Origin of the sequence: Streptomyces sp. NPDC097619 (assembly GCF_040302735.1) — a bacterium.
Classification (GTDB): Bacteria; Actinomycetota; Actinomycetes; order Streptomycetales; family Streptomycetaceae; genus Streptomyces.
In genome coordinates, this window is sequence record NZ_JBEOSD010000153.1 from 1 (window position 1) to 19,992 (window position 19,992).

14 protein-coding genes and 2 riboswitches are annotated in these 19,992 nt (G+C 74.6%); of the genes, 5 read left to right on the forward strand and 9 right to left on the reverse strand.

Features of this window, described 5'->3' with window-relative positions:
* Positions 1-193: 193 nt before the first annotated feature.
* Positions 194-1,018 carry an FAD binding domain-containing protein gene (locus ABTZ17_RS30000; protein WP_352198907.1) on the forward strand — a complete coding sequence of 275 codons (825 nt, stop codon included), beginning with the start codon at positions 194-196 and terminating at the stop codon, positions 1,016-1,018.
* Entirely contained in the window at positions 1,015-3,792 is a 2,778-nt protein-coding gene (locus ABTZ17_RS30005) for a molybdopterin-dependent oxidoreductase (RefSeq protein WP_352198908.1), read from the forward strand. Before ABTZ17_RS30000 ends, ABTZ17_RS30005 begins: the two co-directional genes overlap by 4 nt.
* Here the strand turns inward: ABTZ17_RS30005 and ABTZ17_RS30010 are convergent.
* From ABTZ17_RS30010 to ABTZ17_RS30035, 6 genes are all read right to left on the reverse strand, one after another.
* On the reverse strand, positions 3,789-5,351 hold the full coding sequence (locus ABTZ17_RS30010) for a condensation domain-containing protein (RefSeq protein WP_352198909.1): 1,563 nt from the start codon (positions 5,349-5,351) through the stop codon (positions 3,789-3,791). The two genes, ABTZ17_RS30005 and ABTZ17_RS30010, sit on opposite strands and share 4 nt — an antisense overlap.
* A gap of 102 nt (positions 5,352-5,453) precedes the next feature.
* On the reverse strand, positions 5,454-6,299 hold the full coding sequence (locus ABTZ17_RS30015; protein ID WP_352198910.1) for an ECF transporter S component: 846 nt from the start codon (positions 6,297-6,299) through the stop codon (positions 5,454-5,456).
* On the reverse strand, positions 6,296-8,035 hold the full coding sequence (locus ABTZ17_RS30020) for an ABC transporter ATP-binding protein (RefSeq protein WP_352198911.1): 1,740 nt from the start codon (positions 8,033-8,035) through the stop codon (positions 6,296-6,298). Before ABTZ17_RS30020 ends, ABTZ17_RS30015 begins: the two co-directional genes overlap by 4 nt.
* Positions 8,032-9,219 (reverse strand): energy-coupling factor transporter transmembrane component T, encoded by a 1,188-nt coding sequence (locus tag ABTZ17_RS30025; protein WP_352198912.1) that lies wholly within the window; start codon positions 9,217-9,219, stop codon positions 8,032-8,034. The genes ABTZ17_RS30020 and ABTZ17_RS30025 overlap by 4 nt, the downstream gene beginning before the upstream one ends.
* On the reverse strand, positions 9,220-10,134 hold the full coding sequence (locus ABTZ17_RS30030) for a hypothetical protein (protein ID WP_502994904.1): 915 nt from the start codon (positions 10,132-10,134) through the stop codon (positions 9,220-9,222).
* Positions 10,131-12,923, reverse strand: coding sequence for a prenyltransferase/squalene oxidase repeat-containing protein (locus ABTZ17_RS30035; RefSeq protein ID WP_502994905.1), 2,793 nt, complete (start codon positions 12,921-12,923; stop codon positions 10,131-10,133). The genes ABTZ17_RS30030 and ABTZ17_RS30035 overlap by 4 nt, the downstream gene beginning before the upstream one ends.
* A 324-nt stretch (positions 12,924-13,247) precedes the next feature.
* Positions 13,248-13,378: riboswitch (cobalamin riboswitch) on the forward strand.
* A 108-nt stretch (positions 13,379-13,486) separates the two neighbouring features.
* Between ABTZ17_RS30035 and ABTZ17_RS30040 the strand changes: the two genes are divergently transcribed.
* The gene (locus ABTZ17_RS30040; RefSeq protein WP_352198913.1) at positions 13,487-14,908 is read left to right on the forward strand and encodes a prenyltransferase/squalene oxidase repeat-containing protein; all 1,422 of its coding nucleotides are present in this window, start codon (positions 13,487-13,489) and stop codon (positions 14,906-14,908) included.
* Positions 14,909-14,990: 82 nt separating this feature from the next.
* On the opposite strand, the gene ABTZ17_RS30045 is transcribed toward ABTZ17_RS30040, so the two are convergent.
* Positions 14,991-15,485, reverse strand: coding sequence for a DUF4430 domain-containing protein (locus tag ABTZ17_RS30045; protein ID WP_352198914.1), 495 nt, complete (start codon positions 15,483-15,485; stop codon positions 14,991-14,993).
* Positions 15,486-15,622: 137 nt separating this feature from the next.
* Positions 15,623-15,740, reverse strand: a riboswitch (cobalamin riboswitch).
* Between the two features lie 129 nt (positions 15,741-15,869).
* Between ABTZ17_RS30045 and ABTZ17_RS30050 the strand changes: the two genes are divergently transcribed.
* Complete coding sequence (locus tag ABTZ17_RS30050) at positions 15,870-17,285, forward strand: short-chain fatty acyl-CoA regulator family protein (protein WP_352198915.1); 1,416 nt, start codon at positions 15,870-15,872, stop codon at positions 17,283-17,285.
* A 73-nt stretch (positions 17,286-17,358) separates the two neighbouring features.
* On the forward strand, positions 17,359-17,586 hold the full coding sequence (locus tag ABTZ17_RS30055) for a hypothetical protein (RefSeq protein WP_352198916.1): 228 nt from the start codon (positions 17,359-17,361) through the stop codon (positions 17,584-17,586).
* Between the two features lie 30 nt (positions 17,587-17,616).
* Here the strand turns inward: ABTZ17_RS30055 and ABTZ17_RS30060 are convergent, their stop codons facing one another.
* Both ABTZ17_RS30060 and ABTZ17_RS30065 read right to left on the reverse strand, forming a co-directional pair.
* Positions 17,617-18,270 carry a TOPRIM nucleotidyl transferase/hydrolase domain-containing protein gene (locus ABTZ17_RS30060; RefSeq protein WP_352198917.1) on the reverse strand — a complete coding sequence of 218 codons (654 nt, stop codon included), beginning with the start codon at positions 18,268-18,270 and terminating at the stop codon, positions 17,617-17,619.
* A gap of 184 nt (positions 18,271-18,454) precedes the next feature.
* Positions 18,455-19,609 (reverse strand): agmatine deiminase family protein, encoded by a 1,155-nt coding sequence (locus ABTZ17_RS30065; RefSeq protein WP_352198918.1) that lies wholly within the window; start codon positions 19,607-19,609, stop codon positions 18,455-18,457.
* Between the last annotated feature and the right edge of the window lie 383 nt (positions 19,610-19,992).

The window sequence follows — 19,992 nt, forward strand, 5'->3', positions numbered from 1 at the left end:
GTGCTGGGGGGTCGCGCGCGCCGGTGGGGCCGGGGTGCGGGGGCGTCAGGTTAGTGGCGGGGCGCGGGGCCGGCGGGCGGGACCAGGGACCGGCCCCCGCCCCTCCCGTGATTTCCGTGCCGCACTCCAGTCGTTTCCGCTCTGACCAGCGGCTTCACTGAAAGCACGAGACCTCGGGAACGGGTGGGAAGTCATGGATCTCAACACAGTGCTGGAGACGCGGGACGCGCGTCGCCGCGAACCCTGGCGGCCCGGTGACGCCTGGCTCGGCGGCGGCACGTACCTGTTCTCCGAGCCCCAGCCGCACATCCGGCGCCTGGTGGACCTCGGCCGTACCGGCTGGGAGCCCCTGACCCGCCTGCCCGACGGCTCCCTGGAGATCGCCGCCACCTGCACCATCGCCCAACTGTCCCGCCACGGGCGGAAGGCGCCGGATCGGGCGGCCCCGCTGTTCGAACAGTGCTGCCGGGCCTTCCTCGCCTCCTTCAAGATCTGGAACATGGCCACCGTCGGCGGGAACCTGTGCAACGCCCTGCCCGCCGGCCCGATGATCTCCCTGACGGCGGCCCTGGACGGCAGCTGCCTGCTGCTGGCCCAGGACGGCACCACCCGCCGGCTCCCCGTGGCCGACTTCGTCACCGGCGCGGGCCGCAAGGACCTCCGCGAGGGCGAGCTGCTGCGCTCCGTGACGCTCCCCGCCGCCGCCCTCGCCCGCCGCACCGCCTTCCGCCAGACCTCCCTGTACGGACTGGGCCGATCGGCCGCGCTGATCATCGGGACCCTCGACCCGCGGGACGGCTCCTTCTGCCTGACCGTCACCGCCGCCACCACCCGGCCCTTCCGCCTCTGGTTCCCGCTGCCGCCCGGGGCCGCGGAACTGGAGGGGGCCGTCCGCTCCGCCGTCGCCGACGACGAGTGGTTCGACGACATCCACGGACTGCCCGCCTGGCGCAGGCACATGACCCTGCGCCTCGGCGAGGAGATCCGCCGCGAACTGACCCAGGACGGTACCCGATGAGCTTCCGCGTCGACATCAACCAGCGGCCCTCCGAGGCCGAGCCCCGCCCCGGCCAGTGCCTGCGCACCTACCTGCGCGACCAGGGCTGGTTCGGCGTGAAGAAGGGCTGCGACGCCGGCGACTGCGGGGCCTGTACGGTCCACGTGGACGGCGAGCCCGTGCACAGCTGCCTCTACCCGGCCTTCCGCGCCGACGGCCGGTCCGTCACCACCGTCGAGGGCCTGGCCCGCCCCGGCGGCGAACTCCACCCCGTGCAGCAGAAGTTCCTGGACGCCCAGGGCTTCCAGTGCGGATTCTGCACCGCCGGGTTCCTGATGACCACCGCGGCCCTGGAGGCCGAGCGGGGCACCGAGCACGACGACGGCAAACTCGACGACCTGCCCCGGGCCTTCAAGGGCAACATCTGCCGCTGCACCGGGTACCGGGCCATCGAGGACGCCGTCCACGGGGTCCGGCACACCGAACGGCCGTGCGCGGGGCAGGCCGTCGGCCGCAGCCCCGGCGCCCCCGCCGGCCCGCAGGTGGTCACCGGCACCGCCCGCTACACCTTCGACGTGGAGGTCCCCGGACTGCTCCACATGAAGCTGCTGCGCTCCCCGCACCCGCACGCCCGCATCGTGTCCATCGACACCTCCGAGGCCCTCCGGGTCCCCGGGGTGCACGCCGTCCTCACCCACCACGACGCCCCCGACGTGCTGTACTCCTCCGCCCGCCACGAGCACCCCACCGAGGACCCCGACGACACCCGCGTCCTCGACGACACGGTCCGCTACGTCGGCCAGCGCGTGGCCGCCGTCGTCGCCGACAGCGAGGGGGCCGCCGAGGAGGGCTGCCGCCGCATCGCGGTCGTGTACCGGGAACTCCCCTACGTCACGGACCCGGAGGAGGCCATGCGGCCGGGCGCCCCCGCCCTGCACGGGGACAAGGGACCAGACGCGCGGATCGCCCGGGCCGCGGACAACGTCGCCGGCGAGGTCCACGGCGAGATCGGCAGCGTGGCCGAGGGCTTCGCGGCGGCCGCCGTCGTCTACGAGGAGACCTTCCGCACCCAACGCGTCCAACACGCCGGCCTCGAAACCCACGGCTGCGTCGCCTACTTCGAGCCCAAGGAGGACGGCACCGGGGAACGCCTCACGGTCCGCTCCTCCACCCAGACCCCCTTCCTCACCCGCCGCGCCCTGTGCGCCCTCTACGGACTGGGCGAGGACGAGGTCCGGGTGGTCGCCGGACGCGTCGGCGGCGGATTCGGCGGCAAGCAGGAGATGCTCACCGAGGACATCGTCGTCCTCGCCGCGCTCAAGCTCCGCCGTCCCGTCAAGCTGGAGTACACCCGCCCCGAGCAGTTCCACGGCGCCACCACCCGCCACCCCTTCACCATCAGGATCAAGCTCGGGGCCCGTGCCGACGGAACCCTCACCGCCGTGCAGATGCGGGTGGTCTCCAACACCGGCGCCTACGGCAACCACGGTCCGGCCGTCATGTTCCACAGCGTCGGCGAGTCCTTCGCCGTCTACCGCGCCCCGCACAAGAAGGTCGACGCCTTCTCCGTGTACACCAACTGCGTGCCCGCCGGCGCCTTCCGCGGCTACGGACTCGGGCAGGTCACCTTCGCCGTCGAATCGGCCATGGACGAACTCGCCCGCCGTCTGGGCATGGACCCGCTGGTCCTGCGCGAACGGAACATCATCGGCCCCGGCGAACCCATGCACAGCCCCATCGGCGAGGAGGAGGACCTGCACATCGCCTCCTACGGACTCGACCAGTGCCTGGCCACCGTCCGCCGGGCCCTCGCCGAGGACACCAGCGCCGAACAGGTCCCGGAGGGCTGGCTCACCGGGCAGGGCACCGCCATGGCGATGATCGCCACCGGCCCGCCCGGCGGCCACTACGCCGACGCCCGGGTCAGCCTGCTGGAGGACGGCAGCTACGACGTGGCCGTCGGCACCGCCGAGTTCGGCAACGGCACCACCACCGTGCACGCCCAGATCACCTCCGGGGCCCTGAACACCACCCAGGACCGGATCCGGATCCGCCAGTCCGACACCGACGTGGTCCGCCACGACACCGGCGCCTTCGGCTCGGCCGGCACCGTGGTCGCGGGCAAGGCCGTCCTGCTCGCCGCCGGCTCCCTCGCGGAACGCCTCAGGACCTTCGCCGCCCGGCACACCGGCGTCGCCCGCCACCTCTGCGTCCTCGGACCCGAGGGATTCGACTGCGCGGGCCGCACCGTGCCCCTCAAGGAGCTCCACGAGGCGGCCCGCGCCCGGGGCGCGGAAGCGGAGCTGTCCGCCGACGGCCACTGGGGCGGCTCCCCCCGCTCGGTGGCCTTCAACGCCCAGTGGTTCCGGGTCGCCGTGAACCCGGGCACCGGGGAGTTCCGGATCCTGCGCAGCGTGCACGCCGCCGACGCGGGCAAGGTGATGAACCCGATGCAGTGCCGCGGCCAGGTCGAGGGCGGGGTGGCCCAGGCCCTGGGCGCCACCCTCTTCGAGGAGGTCCGGATCGACGGCAGGGGCGAGGTCACCACCGCCGCCTTCCGCCGCTACCGACTGCCCCAGTTCGCCGACGTGCCCCGCACCGAGGTGCACTTCACGGAGACCGCCGACGCCATCGGCCCTCTGGGAGCCAAGTCGATGAGCGAGAGCCCCTTCAACCCGGTGGGCCCGGCCCTGGCCAACGCCCTCCGGGACGCCACCGGGGTCCGCCTCACCGCCCTCCCGGTGACCCGGGACCGCCTGTGGACCGCCCTGACCCGGGCCGGGATCACCGGTTAGCCGATCGGGCCCCGCCCGGAGGGAACCGGAGCCGAGGCGATCGGGTCCCTCGGGGCGGCCGGGGCCGGGATGCCGGGGACCGGGCCGCCGGCGGAGCCCCGACCGGCCGTCGTGGCCCCCGCCGGGGCGGACCGGTGCGGGGCCGTCAGCCGGACGGGGCGGCGCAGCCCGCCGTGGCGGGCGATCTCCCGCACCGTGGCCCGCAGGGCCTCCTGGTGGTCGGCCATGGTGCGGCGGGCCGCCGGGGTGTCCACGTGGATCGAGTTCATGTGCAGTCCGTCGGCGTCCCGCTGGAACCAGGAACAGGTGCCGTTGGCCCGCGCCGACCACACGTGCGTGGTGGGCCGCCACTCCTCGTGCCGCTCGGCCCCCGGGCACTTGCGCATGTCGATGTAGGAGAAGAAGTTCACCGGGTACGGCCAGGAGCGGGCCGCGAACTCCACCGGCGCGAGGAGCTCCCAGGCGCGCACGAAGGGCACGTCGATGTGCCGGATCATCTCCCCGAACCCCTCCCGCACGGAGGCCATCACCTGCGCGAAATCCCGACCGGGCGAGGCGTCGAACTCGATGGGCATGGTGTTCACGAACCAGCCCACCGAACGGTCCCAGCCCGACCGGCCCCGCTCGCTGACCGGCATGAACCCCCGGTACACCCCGGGCCCGCCGGCCTCGCGCAGACAGACGGCCACCGCGGCGAGCACGCCCATGAAGGGCTTCCCTCCCACCTCCAGGCACGCCTTCTCGAACACCTCCGCCTCCGCCGCGTCCAACAGCAGCGAGGCCTCGTTGACGATCGGGTACATGCGGCCCGGCTCGACACCGAGGGCCAGCGGGAACCGCGGGAAGAAGGCGCCGTCGCCGCGCGCGACGAACTCCTTCCAGTAGTCCAGCCGGGGATCGTCGGCGCCGAGCTCCAGGTACCGCCGCCGCTGCTCCTCCGCGAAGTCCAGGTAGCTCGGGGCCGGTACGGACGAGGCGGAACCGCCGCCGCGCACCGCCTCGTAGTCCCGCTGCACCTCGGCGACCACCAGCGGCATCGACATGCCGTCGCAGACGATGTGGTCGAAGGCCAGGTAGACCGTGGCGGAGTCCCCACGGAGCACCGCGCCCATGGTGAACAGGGGCCAGGCGAGGGTGTCGATGCTGCGCTCGAAGCGCTCGGAGAGGAAGCCGACCAGCTCCTCGGAGCTGTCGAACTCCCCGACCTCCGCGCGGTCCAGGGCCAGTTCGGCGGCCGGCAGCGGGGCGCAGGACACCTCCCCGGCGAGCCTGCTGAACTCGCAGCGCAGCACCTCGTGGCGGCGGGAGAAGGCCAGCAGGGCCAGGCTCAGGGCGCGTTCGTCGAGGGGCCCCGCGACCTCGAAGGTGACGGCGAGCCAGGAGGCCACCGGGTCGGCGGCGCCGCGGCTCTCCTCGGCGACGGTGAAGTGCTTGTCCTGGTTGAAGGAGGCCCTCCGGCCGGGGCCGCCCGGGGCGGCCCCGGCCGTCGTGGTCCGCAATCGCCACTCGACCACCCGTCCGGGCTCGATGTGGTGCAACTCCAGCGGAAACTGCCGCATGTACCTGATCCCTTCGATCCCCCCGGACGACCCTCGATCCCTAACGACCTCCGCCCCGCGGAAGTGTTGCCCCGACGGCCGTTCCCCTCGGCACCCGGCCGTTCAGGAGCCGGGACCGGGCGCCTGTTCGGCGGGCGGTGCGGTCCCCGTGGGCGGGCGGGCGAAGCGGACCGGGGCCTGGAAGCGGGCCTTGCGGGCGGCCCGGCGCAGCACGGTGAGGACGGCGGGGCCCGCCAGCAGCAGGCAGACCAGGTTGGTGACGGCCCGGCCGGTGTCCCAGCCGAGGGAGGTGGCCAGGTCGAAGGCGAGGTAGCGACGGAACTGCTCGGTGAAGGGCAGTCCGGGCAGGTAGGCGATCGAGCTGCCCGGGTCCACGGAGAAGGGCCAGAAGGAGAGGTTGAGGAGGAAGCCGAAGAGGTAGCCGGAGAGGGATCCGTACCCGGCCAGCATGAAAATCTCGCGGTGTCCGCCGGCCCGGGGCAGGAGTCCGGCCAGCATGCCCACGAAGGCGCAGCCGAACATCTGGTACGGCATCCAGGGGCCGACCCCGCCGGTGATGAGGGCGGAGGCGAAGAGGGAGGTGCAGCCGAGGGTGAAGCCGAAGCCCGGACCGTACACGCGGCCCGCGAGGACCAGCAGGAAGAAGACGGTCTCGATGCCCGCGGTGCCGGCGCCGAGCGGGCGCAGGGCGGCGTTGACGGCGGAGAGCACGCCCAGCATGGCGAGGGCCTTGGAGTTGATGCCGCCCTCGGCGATCTCGGAGACGACGACGGCGAGCACGATGACGAGCAGGACCCCGAAGATCAGGGGCGGGGCGTAGTGCGAGCCGAAGGTGCCGGGGGCGACGAGGAAGGGCCAGAAGAAGGCGAGGACGCCGAGGAGGGCGGCCAGGGCGATGACGATGCCGGCGCGCGGGCCGATCCGGATGGCGGGGGGCGCGGCGGTCACGGGGCGGGGTCCCCTCCGGCGATGTCCCCGGGCGTCTCGACGGTCCGGAGGGCGGCGGCGGCCTGGGCGACGGTGAGGTAGGGCAGCGGGGCGAGGATCTTGGCGGTCTGCGGGGCGAACACCGGGGAGGAGACGATCACTTCGGCGGTGGGTCCGTCGGCGACCACGTCCCCCTCGGCCATGACGACGGTGCGGTCGGCTGCACGGGCGGCGAATTCGACGTCGTGGGTGGAGATGACGACGGCGCGGCCGCCGGCGGCCAGTTCGTCGGTGATGCGGACGAGCTGGTCCTTGGCCCGGTAGTCCAGTCCACGGGTGGGTTCGTCGAGGAGGAGGACCCGGGGGGCGGCGGCGAGTTGGACGGCGAGGACGAGGGCGAGCTTCTGTCCCTCGGACAGGTCCCGGGGGTGGGTGGTCGCGGGGATGCCGGGGGTGAGCCGGTCGAGGAGGGCGCGGGCGGTGCCGGGGGCGGCCCCGGACTCGTGGTCCGCCTGGTCCAGCTCCTGGGCCACCGTCTCCAGGTAGAGCAGGTCGGTGGGGGTCTGCGGGACGAGTCCGACGAGCGCGCGGGCGGCGGACGCGGACAGCTCGCGCGGGTCGGCGACCCCGGTGCCCCCGGCGCGGGCGGCCCGGCCGCGGCGGCCGGTACCCTTCGGGTCCTCGGCCCCGCCGCTGTCGGTGCGGTCGGCGCCGGTGACGCGGACGGTGCCCGCGCTGCGGGCGCCCGAGCCCTGGAGGGTCCACAGCAGGGAGGACTTCCCGGCACCGTTGCGGCCCATGAGCGCGGTCACCTCGCCGCCGCGGAGGTCGAGGTCCACGGCGCGGACGGCGGGCACGCCCCCGTGGGTGACGGTGATCCCGCGGGCGGTGAGGAGCACGGGCCGGTCCGGGGCGGGGGGCGTGCGGGCCGGGGCGGGGCGGGTCCCGGCCAGTCGGGCGCGGAGCGGGGCGGCGGCGCGGCGGGCGTCGCGGACGGAGAGGGGCAGCGGGTCCCAGCCGGCGGCGCGGCCCAGTTCCACCAGGGGCGGGGCGGTGGTCGCGGTGCGGAGCACCTCGGCGGGCGGGCCGGAGCGGACGGTGCCGCCGCCGGGGAGGTGGATGACGCGGTCGGCGTACTGGACCACGCGTTCCAGGCGGTGTTCGGCGAGCAGGACGGTCACGCCGAGGTCGTGGACGAGGCGGGTGACGGCCGCCAGGACCTCCTCGGCGGCGGTGGGGTCCAGGGCGGAGGTCGGTTCGTCGAGGACGAGGATCCGGGGGTGGGCGGTGAGGACGGAGCCGATGGCCACGCGTTGCTGCTGGCCGCCGGAGAGTTCGTGGAGGGCGCGGTGGCGGAGGTCGGCGAGGCCGAGGAGGTCCAGGGTCTCCTCCACGCGCTTGCGCATGGTGGCGGTGGGGACGGCCAACTGCTCCATCGTGTAGGCGAGTTCTTCTTCGACGGTGTCGGTGACGAATCCGTCCAGGGGGTCCTGGCCGACCACGCCGACCACGTCGGCGAGTTCACGTGGCGGGTGGTGGGCGGTGTCGCGGCCGTCGACGAGGACGCGGCCGGTGAGGGTGCCGCCGGTGAAGTGCGGCACGAGGCCGTTGACGGCGCCGAGGAAGGTGGACTTCCCGACGCCGGTGTGGCCGACGACCAGGCAGAGTTCGCCTTCCTCCACGGTCAGGTCGATGTCCCGCAGGACCGGTGCGGCCGTGTCGTCGTACTGGAGGGTGACCTGCTCGAAGGTGATCACGTGGCGGCCTCGGTGCGGGGTGCGGGAACGTGGGCGGCGGGGCGGGCGGTGGGGGGCGGGGCGAGGAATCCGGCGGCCCCGGCGAGAAGGATCGCGGCCGCCGGGACCGGCGGCAGTTCGGGCCAACCGAGCGGGTGGAAAGCCGGGTTGAGCGCGGCCGGATCGAATCCGGCCCCGGCGAAGAGCAGGACGGCCGAGAGCAGACCGCATCCGGCGACGGCCCATTCGGGCAGGAGCCAGGGGTCCGGGCGGTAGCTGGTGCGGGTGACGCGCCGACCGCCGAGCCGCAGCCCGGCCACGCACAGCGCGGCCCCCGCCGCCATCGCGGGCAGGCCCAGCGGTCGGGGCGCGGTGGCGTCGAGGAGTCCGTAGGCCCCCGCGCACATCCCGCACATGCCGAGGAGCATGAGGGCGCCGGTGGTGCGGCGGGAGCGGGCGGTGGCGGTGCCGGCCCGGCCGTAGCCGCGCGAGTCCATGGCGGCGGCCAGTCGGAGGGAGCGTTCGAGGGCGTCTTCGAGGACGGGTACGACGATCCCGCGCAGGGCCCGCAGGCCCTTGGCTCGTCCGGCACGCAGCCGTCGGGCCCGGTGCACGCGCTGCACGCTCTGGACCAGTTGGGGGGCCACGCTGAGGGAGACGGTGACGGCGACGCCCAGTTCGTAGAGGGCTCCGGGCAGGATCCGCAGGGCGCGTTTGGGGTTGGCGAGGGTGTTGGCGGCGCCGATGCAGCAGAGCATGCAGGCGAGGCGGAGCCCGTCGGTGGCGGCGGAGAGGAGGGCTTCCAGGGAGACCGGGCCGCCGATCCGGATGCCGGCGTACCAGTCGGGGGTGGGGAGGTGCGGGAGGCTGAAGAGGATGTGGTCGTCGGGGGTGGTGCCGCTGGCGAAGACGGCCCGGAAGACCACGCGGATGGTGACGACCGTGAGGGCCAGCCAGAGGTAGTGGACGAATCCGCGGGCCCAGGGGGCTTCGGTGCGGCGGACCGTGACCACGTATCCGAGGACGGCGAGGACGAGGAAGAGCAGCAGGGGGTTGTTGGTCCGGCTGACGGCGGTGGCCAGGGCCAGGGCCCAGATCCACCAGGCGACGGGGTGCAGGGTGCGGGGCAGCCGTCGGCCGCCCGGGTCCGGCGCGGGGCCGGGCCCGGACCGGCCGGTCCGGGCCGCCGGGAGGGTGCGCGCCACCTACCGCTCCGTGCGGCGGCGCCTGGCCGCGAGGACGGCGGCGCCGCCGATGAGCAGCACCAGGGCTCCGGTGGCGAGGGCCGGCAGGGCGGAGCCGGTGTCGCGGGAGGTGTCGGCGGCGGGGGCGGCGTCCACGACCTTCGGGCCGTCGCCGGGGGCCGCCGCGGCGGGCGGGCCGGTGCGGGTCGCCGCCGCGCTCGGCGAGGGCGGGGCGGAGGACCCGGTGGGCGAAGGAGAGGGGGTGGGGGTGGCGGCGGGGGCGGACGGGGTGGGCTTCGGGCGGACGGGCTTCGATCCGGTGCCCGTGCCGGGCGGGACGGGTGCGGCCGTCCGGGTGTCCTTCGGGGTCGGTGTGGGGTCGCCGATCGGCGCGGTGTTGTGGGCGCGGAGCTGGTCCGGGCTGATGGTGGGCCGGCCCTCGGTGCCCTCGACGTTCGTGGCCCCGAAGGTCCACAGCTCCACGCTGCCGGGCTTCGGCTCGTGCAGCATGGCGCCGAGTTGGCTGTAGGTCCAGGTGTTCCGGCCGGGGCCGGCGTGCCAGTAGGACCAGTAGGCGGAGGCGGGCGGGGTGAGGACGCAGTCGTCCTGGGCGGGGGTGGGGTAGGCGGTGCCGCCCTTGTGCCCGCTGTAGGAGATCCGGCAGATGAAGGCGGGGCCGTCGTGCCCGGTGCCGGTGGTGCGCCATCCGCCCTGGTTGAGGAGGGCGTATCCGGTGGTGGGGGTGGTGCCGCAGGAGCGGTACACGGGGCCGCCCCAGTGTCCGAAGTCCACGGCGAGGACCGCCCCGGAGGTGGTGGTGCAGCGGCCGATGGGCTGGGGCGCGGCCCCGGCGGCGGGGGCCGTCCCGAGGGCGGCGGCCGTCACGAGGACGGAGGCGGCGGCGGTCCGGGCTGCGGACCGGCGGAGGCCGGTCACCGATGGGCCCCGGGGGTGCGGCGGGTGCGGGCCGAGCGGACGAAGGCGCAGCCGAGCAGGGTGAGCAGCACGGCGGCGCCGCCCACGGCCCCGACCCGGGCCCCGGTGGAGGCCAGGCCGCCGCCGGTGCCGCCGGTCCCGCCCGGGGTGATGATCGTCGGGGTGGAGGCGGAGGGCGAGGCGGTGGTGCCCGCGGTGGGGGGCGGGGCGGTGGTGCCCGCCAGGCTGCGCCGGAGCCGGGCGAAGGAGATCCCGGTGGCGCCGCTCACGGCCTGGGCGGAGGCCCGCAGGTCGGAGCCGGGCCGGCCCTTGGCGATGGTGAAGCCGCCGTCGGCGTTCTGCTGGGAGCGGAGGAACTTCAGGGCCTTGGCGATGCGGGGCCGGTGGGCGACCGGGTCGAGGGAGAGTCCCTGGACGGCGAGGGCGGCGGAGTTGACGGAGTTGCCGGCGGCCCCGGGGAAGCCCCCGTCGGCCTTCTGCTGCTTCGCCAGCCAGGCCAGGGCCTTGTCCACGGCGGCCCGCGACTTCTTGTCGGGCAGCAGGTCGAGGGCCATGGCGGCGATGGCGGTGGAGTCCACCTCTTCCTTGCTCGGCTCGGCGACCATGCTGGGCCAGGCGCCCGAGCGCTTCTGGAGGCTCCTCAGGTAGGCGGCCGGCGCGGCGGCGGCCCGGGTCTCGCCGGCCCGCAGCTGGGCCATGACGGCCAGGGACTGGGAGAAGACGGACGGGGCGTTGGTGTAGGCGCCCTTGGCGGTGCAGGTCCGGTCGGGGGCGGGGGACTTCGCCGTGCAGACGGCCTTGCCGAGGGCGGCGATGAGGTCCTTCCCGGCGAACTTGCGGGGGTCGCGGCCCACGGCCTGGGCGAGCAGGGCCGTCTTGCCGAGGGAGCCGCCGCCGGCGTAGCGGGTGCCGATGGCCGTCCAGTCGTTGACGGTGCGGCCGGTGCCGTCCTTGCCTCGCCCGTCGAGGAAGTCCACGATGCCGCGCAGGGCGTTGTCGTCGGCGCCGGTCGCGGCCAGGGCGTAGGCCCCGTCGATGGTCAGCCCGAAGTCGGCGAAGCCGGTGCCGGGGGTGCCCTCGTAGTAGCGGCCCTGGAGGAGGCGGGAGCGCTGCGTGAGGTAGGCCGATCCCCTCTTCGGGTCCGGGCCGGGCAGCGGGGCGAGGGTGGGCGTCGGGGTGGGCTTCTGCGGGGCCGTGGGCGTGGGCTTCGGGGTGAGGCTCGGGGTGGGGCTCGGCTTCGGGTCGGGCCGCGGGCCGGCGAGGGCCACCAGGTCGGTGCCGGCGCCCGCGATGACGGCGGGCGACGTGGCGTACAGCAGCGGGTCGGTGGAGCCGGCCTCGAAGGGGAAGGCGCCGCCGGGCAGTTGCTGCCGGGAGAGCCAGGCGACGGCGGCGTCGGCCCGGCCGCGTTCGCCCAGGGCACGGAGGGCCTGGGCGGCGAATCCGGTGGCGAAGGGGCTGCCGGTGGTGGTGTAGGAGGCGGCGGGGAATCCGCCGTCGGAGAGTTGGGCCTTGTTCAGGTACGCGCCGGCGGCCCGGACCTCCGCGGCGTGGCCGCCCGCCTTCTTCAGGGCGAGGGCGATGAGGCCGGTGGCCCCGGGCTCGCTGCCGCACCAGTCGCCGCGGCGGATGAGCATGCTGGTGAACCCGCCGTCCTCGCACTGGAGGTCGGTGAGGCGGGTGACGGCGGGGGCGGGCGGGGTGATCCCGCCGCCGAGCAGGGCGATCACCGCCAGGGCCTGGCCGTCGGCCTGCCCGGAGGTGGTGGGGAAATCGCCCCGGACGGTGCAGCCGGGCAGGGGCTGCGGGGCCTCGGATCCGCTGGGGCAGACGCTCGCCGCCAGATCGCCGAGGAGGTCGTGGCCGCCGGTCCTGCGGGGGTCGGCACCGGTGGCGCGGGCCACCAGGGCGAGCCGGGCGGCGGCCGCGGGTTCGGGTGCGGCGGTCTTCCCGGCCGGGTAGGCGTAGGCGTCGGTCTGCTCGGGCCGGGCCAGGAAGCGGGCGACCTTCGCGGCGGCCGGGCTCTTGTGGTCGACGGCGGCGAGGGCGAGGGCGGCCTCGGCGGTGAGCAGGTGGACCGGGCCGCCGCCGGCCGGATCGACGACCCGTTCGCCGTCGGTGAGCTGCGTGCCCAGCCAGCGGGTGGCGGCGGGCAGGTCCACGGAGCCGGGCGGCACGGTGGGCCCGGGGCTCTGGCTGGGCCTCGGCTTCGGGGAGGCCCCGCCGCCCGCGCGGACCTGGTCGGGGGTGAACTTCGGCTGCCCGTTGGTGCCGCCGATGTCGGTGGCCCCGTACACCCAGGCGTCCACGTCGCCGTGCTTCGGGGTGCGGGCCATGGCGCCGAGGGGGCTGTACGTCCACTTCTTCGCGCCGGGCGCGGCGGTCCAGTACGACCAGTAGGCGGAGGCGGGCGGGGTCAGCCGGCAGGCTTCCGTCCGCGGGGTCGGGTACCGCTTCCCGGAGTCGAAGGTGGCGAGGCCGATCCGGCAGATGAACCCGGGGCCGTCGTGGACGGTGCCCTCGGTGGTGAACCCGCCCTCGTGGAGGAGTTCGTAGCCGGTGGTGGGGGTGGCGTCGCAGCCCCGCTCGACCTTCCCGCCGAAGGGGCCGAAGTCGACGGCGACGACGGCGCCGGTGGTGGCGGTGCACTTCTTGAGGGGGTCGGCCCCGGCGGGGGTGACAAGCGCGACGGCCGCCCCGCCGAGCAGGGCCAGGACAGCCGTCAACGTGACCAGGCGGCGTACCGGTCCCGTGCCCTCGTGCCCGTGCGGCCGCTGTCGGCTCTCCACCCGCAGTCCCCTCGTCCGTGCCGGGGGGACGTACGGGTGCGTGGCGATGCGCCCCGTGCGGGCGGGCCGCAGGGGGCGGGGGGCGACCACGCCGTAGTCCGCGACGGCGTTCTTCGTTCGGTGACACGGCCACAGGTGATCCGGCTCGCCCGGGACGGTGCCGGGCCTACGGTTGCGGGTCAGCGCCGGAATTCGACCGGCTTCCCCTGGGGCTGAGTGCTGTTCAGCGGACATCGAACACGCAGCCGTCGGGGCCGTCAAGGTGGGCTGCGTCTCATCGACGGCACCGGGAAGGAGCCCCGCGCCCCGACACCTGGCGGACCCTTGATCGCTGGGGTAGCGTCCGGGGCGCCCATGGGGGAACCCGGTGAGAATCCGGGGCTGACGCGCAACGGTGTGGAGCGGCCGCGAAGGTCGCGCCGAGCCCGAATGCCCGTGTGGTGACGCACCACCAGGAAGCCGTACCACGCGTTCCGGACGGCGGCCCCGAACCCGGTCCCGTCGCCGTGCGGCGCGCTCCGGGGCCCGGGTCGGCCGGCGTCCGCCGATTCCAGGAGCAGGCCATGATCCGTTCCCGTACCCCTCGCCGGCTCACGCTCGCGGCCCCCGCGGCCCTCGGCGCCCTCGCTCTGACCGTCCTCACCGTGACGCCCTCGGCGGCCACCTCGACCCCGGCACAGATCGCCACGTCGAAGACGAACGGTGTGACGTACCTCAAGTCCCTCCAGGCCGCCGATGGTTCGTACGCGGGCTCGGGGCTGTCCAACGAGTGGGCGTTCAGCGCGTTCGCGGCGGCCGGGACGGCCGTCGTCGACGTCTACCCGGGCGGTGACACCACGAAGAACGCCCGCACCGTCTACCGCAACCTGCTGGGAACGGCGGGCTGGCCCTCGGCCGCCCCGGTGGTCACCGACTACGAGCGGGGGGTGCTCAACGCGTACGCGGCGGGCATCGACCCGGCCCGGGTCTCCGCCTCCCGCAACCTGATCGCGCACGTGTACTCCTTCTGGCAGACCGCCGAGCCCGGCTACTTCGGTCCGTCCGCCAACTTCAACGGCACCGTGTTCGCCGCCCTCGCCCTGGGCGGCGCGAAGACCCAGGCCGGCGGCGCGCGCGTGCCGCAGGCCCTCACCGACGCGCTGGTGGCGCGGATCCGCGCCAACCAGCACAACGACGGCGGCTGGCAGTACGGCAAGGCGGAGGGCAACCCGACGGCACTGGCCGCGGCGAGCGACATCGACATGACGGGCGCCGGTCTGGCCGCGCTGTGCGCCTCCGGGGTGCCCGCCACCGACGCGGACGTGGTCCAGGCGAAGAACTTCCTCAAGAGCAAGCTGGTCTCGGGCTCCGGGGCCTTCAACTCGATGTACGGGGTGAACACCAGCTCCAACGGCTGGGCCGTCGCCGGTCTGAACGCCTGCGGGATCAACGCCCAGGGCACGGACTTCACCACGGTCGCCGGAAAGACCCCGATCGACTTCCTCCTGGCCAACCAGTACAACCCGGCGGGCGGGTTCAAGTACAAGCCCGCCGACACCGCCCCGTCCGCGTACGCCTCCCTCGACGCGCTGCGGGCCGTGGCGGTCGGCGGCTTCACCTCCGCCCCGCCGGTCCCGGTCACGGCCGGAGCCCCGCAGTGGGTGGCCCAGTCCTCGTTCACCGCGGGCACGGCCACCAAGCTGGCGCTGAGCGTGGACGACGGCGCGGGCAACCTGAAGGTGTGCGCGGTGTCCGTCACCCCGACCGGGACGACCACCACCCTCGGGGACGTGCTGACGGCGGCGACCACGGCGGCCGCCCCCGCCGGCTGCGTCACCAGCGTCACCCCCGCGTCGGGCACCGGGACCGTCACCGCGGTCAACGGCAAGGCCAACAGCGGCTCGAACACCTGGAAGGTGAGCGTGGACGGGTCCGCCTTCGCCGGGGCCACCCGCGGCAAGGTGATCACCGTGGGCGACACCATCGCCCTGCGCTGGGGCGCCTGAGCCGGTGCGGGCGGGGGCCCGGACGCCCCCGCCCGCGAGCCGGGCCGTGGCCGCGACCGCGCCCGCGCCCGCGCCCGCGCGACTAGAAGGAGGTCCAGGTGAAGGACACCCGGTCGCCCGCCTCCAGCTCGAACTGGCAGCCGCCCACCGGGGTCGGGGTGCCGTTCACCTCGATGCTCCAGTAGGCGGACCCGCCGCCGCTGACGTTCTTGATGGTGTCGACGGAGAAGTCGTCGAACGAGGCGTACCAGGTGCCGTCCCAGGTGAAGCCCTTCTTGCGGGCGGCGTCGTCGAGGGCGGCGGTCGGGGTGGGCACCTTCGTGGCGTGGGCGCCGCCGTTGGTGCCGTCGCACTTGTGGGTCCCGCCGGTGGCGGTGGTCACGTCGTGGCCCTTGGTCCTGATCCGGCCCTTGAACAGCAGCCCGTCCGGGCCCTGCACGGTCAGGGCGACCTTGACGGCGGCGTTGGTGTTCACCGGCTCGGCGTGGGCGACCGCGGGGGACGCGGTGAGGCCGGTGACGGCGAGGCCGAGCGCGGCGGTGGAGACGGCGGCACGGCGGACGGGGCTCAGGAGCACGGGACGGCCTTTCTGACCGGTCGGTCCCCGGCGGGAACCCGCGACCGGCCCGACCCGCCCCGAACGCACGCGCGTCGGCGCGCGCGGGGGCGGTTCCGGCGGAACCCGGGCTTCGCGCTGCAGACCGTGACAGGGGAAGCGGATGCTGCCGTGCGGCGGGCATCCCGACTCGCGGCGCGGGATCGCGCCGCACACGGTTGCAGGTCAGCGCCGGAATCACACCGGCTTCCCCCGAGCGCACAGCCATTCGGTTGTGTCCCGGCCGGAGCCGGGCAGTCGCATCGTACGGGCCGCGCAGCCCCGGGCCAAGAGGCATTCTCCGTAAGGAGGTTGGCCCGCGTCCGGCCCGCACGGACCCCTCGGACGAACAGGAACAGGACACGCATGGGCAGGACGTACGCGGGGGCCCGGCTGCGCCGGCTCCGCGAGGAACGCCGGCTGAGCCAGGTCGAACTGGCCCGACTGCTGGCCATCTCCCCGAGCTACCTCAACCAGATGGAACACGACTCGCGGCCGCTCACCGTGCCGGTGCTGCTCCGGCTCACCGAGTCCTTCGGGGTGGACCCGGGCTTCTTCTCCGGGCAGGAGACCGGCCGCCTCGTGGCCGACCTGCGCGAGGCCCTGGCGACGGAGCTGACCGAGGCCCGGGTCTCCCCGGCCGACCTCACCGAACTCGCCGACAGGCTACCCGCGGTCGCCGCCGTCCTGCTCGACCTCGGGCGCCGCGGCCGCGTCCTCGCGGAACGGCTCGCGGAGGCCGACGGCGGGCGCGCCGGCGCCCCGACGACACCGCTGTCGCCGCACGAGGAGATCCGGGAATTCTTCTACCGCCGCCGGAACTACCTGCACGAGACCGACCTCGCCGCCGAGGAACTGTCCCGGGAGATCGGTCTGCGCCCCGGCGAGGTCCTGCGGACCCTCGCGGATCGCCTCTCCGCGCGCCACGGCATCCGGCTCGCCACCGGCTCGGACCGACTGCACCACTTCGACGCCGGCACCCGGGTGCTGCACCTGTCCGGCCGGCTCCGGCCAGGCCAGCGGGCCTTCCGGGCCGCCACCCAACTGGCCCTGTTGGAGTACGGGGACGAGATCGACCGGCTGGCCGCGGAGGACTTCGCCCCCGGCTCCCCCGCCCACCGCCTGGCCCGCATCGGCGTGGCCAACTACCACGCCGCCGCGCTGATCCTGCCGTACGAGCCCTTCCACCGCACCGCCGAGGCGTTCCGCTACGACATCGAGCGGCTCACCGACCGCTTCGGCGTCGGCTACGAGACCGTCTGCCACCGACTGAGCACCCTGCAACGCCCCAGGCTGCGCGGGGTTCCCTTCTCCTTCGTCCGCGTCGACCGGGCGGGCAACATGTCCAAGAGGCAGTCCGCGACCGGGTTCCACTTCTCCCGCTCCGGCGGCACCTGTCCGCTGTGGAACGTCTACGAGTCCTTCGCCTCGCCGGGTCGGATCCACGTCCAGGTCGCCGCGATGCCCGACGGGCAGCGCTACCTGTGGACCGCCCGTGCCGTCACCCGGCACCGCGGCGGTTGGGGAGAGCCGGGCAAGACCTTCGCCATCGGCCTCGGCTGCGAGATCCGGCACGCCTCTCGCCTGGTCTACTCCGACGGCCTCGATCTGGACAACGCCGCGGCCGCCACCCCGATCGGCATGGGCTGCCGGCTCTGCGAGCGCCTCGACTGCCCGCAACGGGCCGTCCCGCCGCTGGGCCGCGAACTCGCCGTGGACGAGAACAGCACCACCTTCATCCCGTACCCGGTCCGCCCCACTGCCCCCGACGCGGGCGCCTGACCTGCGAGGACGGAGTTCCGTGAGCGGGACCCCGGCCATCGGGCGGCCGCGGGCCCCCGCCTACACTCGCGGCGTGGACGACACCTTCCGTTGCTCGCGCTGCGGCGCCGCCGGGCTCGAAGCCGGCTTCATCGAGGACAGCGGCCAGCACTCGCGCGGGTTCGCCCGCTGGATCCAGGGCGCCCTGGAACGCGGGCCGCTGGGCGGCGCCCGGCGGCTGGGCCGGCCGCGCTGGGAGATCGAGGCCTTCCGCTGCCCGCACTGCGCCCACCTCGAACTGTTCGCGGGCCGGCCGGCCTGAGGCCCGTCCCGGCCCCACGGAGGTGCCCCGTCAGAGGGCGGCCATGAGCCGGGCCAGGGGTCGGGGCACGTCCGTGGGCCCGAGGCGGGCGACCAGGGCGCCGGCGTAGAGCTCCTTGCGGCCGCTGTGGGTGCCGAAGAACCGGCGCAGCTGGCGTTCCACGGGACGGTCGCGCTGGGCGGGCTGCCCCCGGAAGGTGCGGAAGGGGCGCGCCTCGCCGAGTTCGCCGATGACCTCGGTGACGGCGTGCGGTCCGAGGGCCCGGATCAGCTCGTCCTCCAGGTCCGCCGCGCACACGTGGAAGCCCAGCGCGGCGAGACCGCCGTCCTCGGGCACCGGTCCGAGACCGACCCGTTCCAGATGGCGGCGGAAGTACCCCTCCTCGGCGAGGTCGCACAGGCCCGCGAGGGGCAGGTCGAGACCGGGCGGTCCGCAGACGTCGAGGAAGTGCCCGATGCTCATGGCCCCGCCGAGCGGGACCACGGCCACGCCCTCGGCCGCCAGGTCACGGCCGCGCCGGGCGGCCAGGGCCTCCACGGCGGCCCGGTCGCTGCGTCCCTCCACGAGGACGGCCCGTCGTATGCCGGGGGCCGAGCGCCGGGCCTCGGCCTCTGCCGCCGACGCCTCCGCTCCCCCGGCCGCCCACGCGGTCACCGCGGCGCGGAACCGGTCCACTGCGTCCATGTGTCCACCTCGTCTCCCGGGCATCCTGGCACGGCGCGATCATCGGCCGCACCCGGGTTTCGGCGGGTTCCGGACCGGCTCCCGGCGGCGTGGACCACCGCCGGGAGCCGGGAACCGAGCCCGTTCCGAGCCCGGATCCGAGCCCTGGGTCGAGCAGGTGGTCGAGCCGGGAGCCGCGGTCCGGCTACGGCACGGGCTGCTGCTGGGTGACGCAGTGGATGCCGCCACCACCGGTGCCGAGCCGGTCGATGTCGAGCTGCTCGACGACCCGGCCCGGGTAGAGGCGGGCCAGGGTGGCCTTGGCGGCGGCGTCGGCCCGGGTGTCGCCGAACTGACCGCTGATCACGGCGCCGTTGCACACGTAGTAGTTGGCGTAGGAGGCGAGGAAGTCGGGGTGGGTGGAGCGGATCTTGTAGTAGTCGGGTCCCTGGAGCTTGTCCACGGTCATCCGCGTGCCGCCCGCCGTGGTGGCGGCGGACAGCACCTGGTACTGGAGCCGGGCGTCCTTGGCGTAGACGTCGTTGTCGGAGGCCAGGGGCATCTGGACCATGCCGAGGCCGGGGGCGAGGAAGCGGGAGGTGGCGTCCACGTGGTCGTCGGTGATGTCCTGCCCGTAGACGCCCTCGAACCAGATCACCTTGGAGGCGCCGTAGGCCGTGCAGAGGGCGGCCTCGATCTGGGCCTGTGACAGGGAGGGGTTGCGGTTGCGGTTCACCAGGCTGCTGCGGGTGGCCATGAGGGTGCCGGCGCCGTCCTGTTCCACCGCGCCGCCCTCGCCGACCAACGCGGCGGAGGTGAAGGGGATCCCCAGGTGGGCGGCGACCCGGCCGGCGACGAGGGCGTCCCGGGAGTGGGTCTGCTTCTTGCCCCAGCCGTTGAAGTTCAGGCCGATCGCGTCGAGACCGCCGGTGCCGTTGGTGCGGAACACCGGCCCGCTGTCGCGCATCCAGCAGTCGTCCACGGGGATGGTCGTGAGCACCGTGACCGTGGGGCCGCACAGCGAGCGGGCCCGCGCGGCACTGGCCGAGTTGGCGCAGAGGTAGACCTGCTCGTACTTGGCGATGGTCCGGGCGATGAGGGCGATGTCGGACTGGATGCCGCTGAGCTTGCTGCCCCAGATGGAGCTGCTGTCGGGCCAGGCCATCCAGGTCCGGGTGTGCCGGACGTCCTCGATCGGGACGCGGAAGGCGCCCGCGGCGGCGGGACGGGGTGCGGCCGCTCCGGCCCGCCCCTCGGCCGCCGCGAGGGCGACGCCGGCGGCGGTGAGGCCGGCCACGGCGAGGAATCCGCGTCTGTCCAGGCGCCCGGCTCGGGCCGGGTCGGGTGCGTGCTGGTTCATGAGGAGACCTTTCGGTTCTTCAACTCGCCCCGCACGACGCGGGGTTGACCGGAAAACTAAAACTGGCCAAGCGCTCGGTCAATAGTTTGGACGGGGCTGTTCCGGCGGATCGGGGGAATCCGCAGGTGGCGTGCGGAGGGCCGGCCAGGTCGTGACTTCCGGATCTTGCCGGTGAGGCCCGCGGCGTCTGGTGCCACTGCACTCGCTGCGCTCGCTCCGTCTCGGCTCTTTGATCTCTCTTTCGGAGGCCGAGCGCCTCGCAAGGCGCCGGGAAGCCTGCCTACTGGGCGTAAGCGGGCTTTCCGGCAGCTCGGCCTCCAAGGTCCTCGAAGAGGAGCCGAGACGAAGCGCGGAACGCGCGCAGTGCCGCGAGGTGCGGTGCC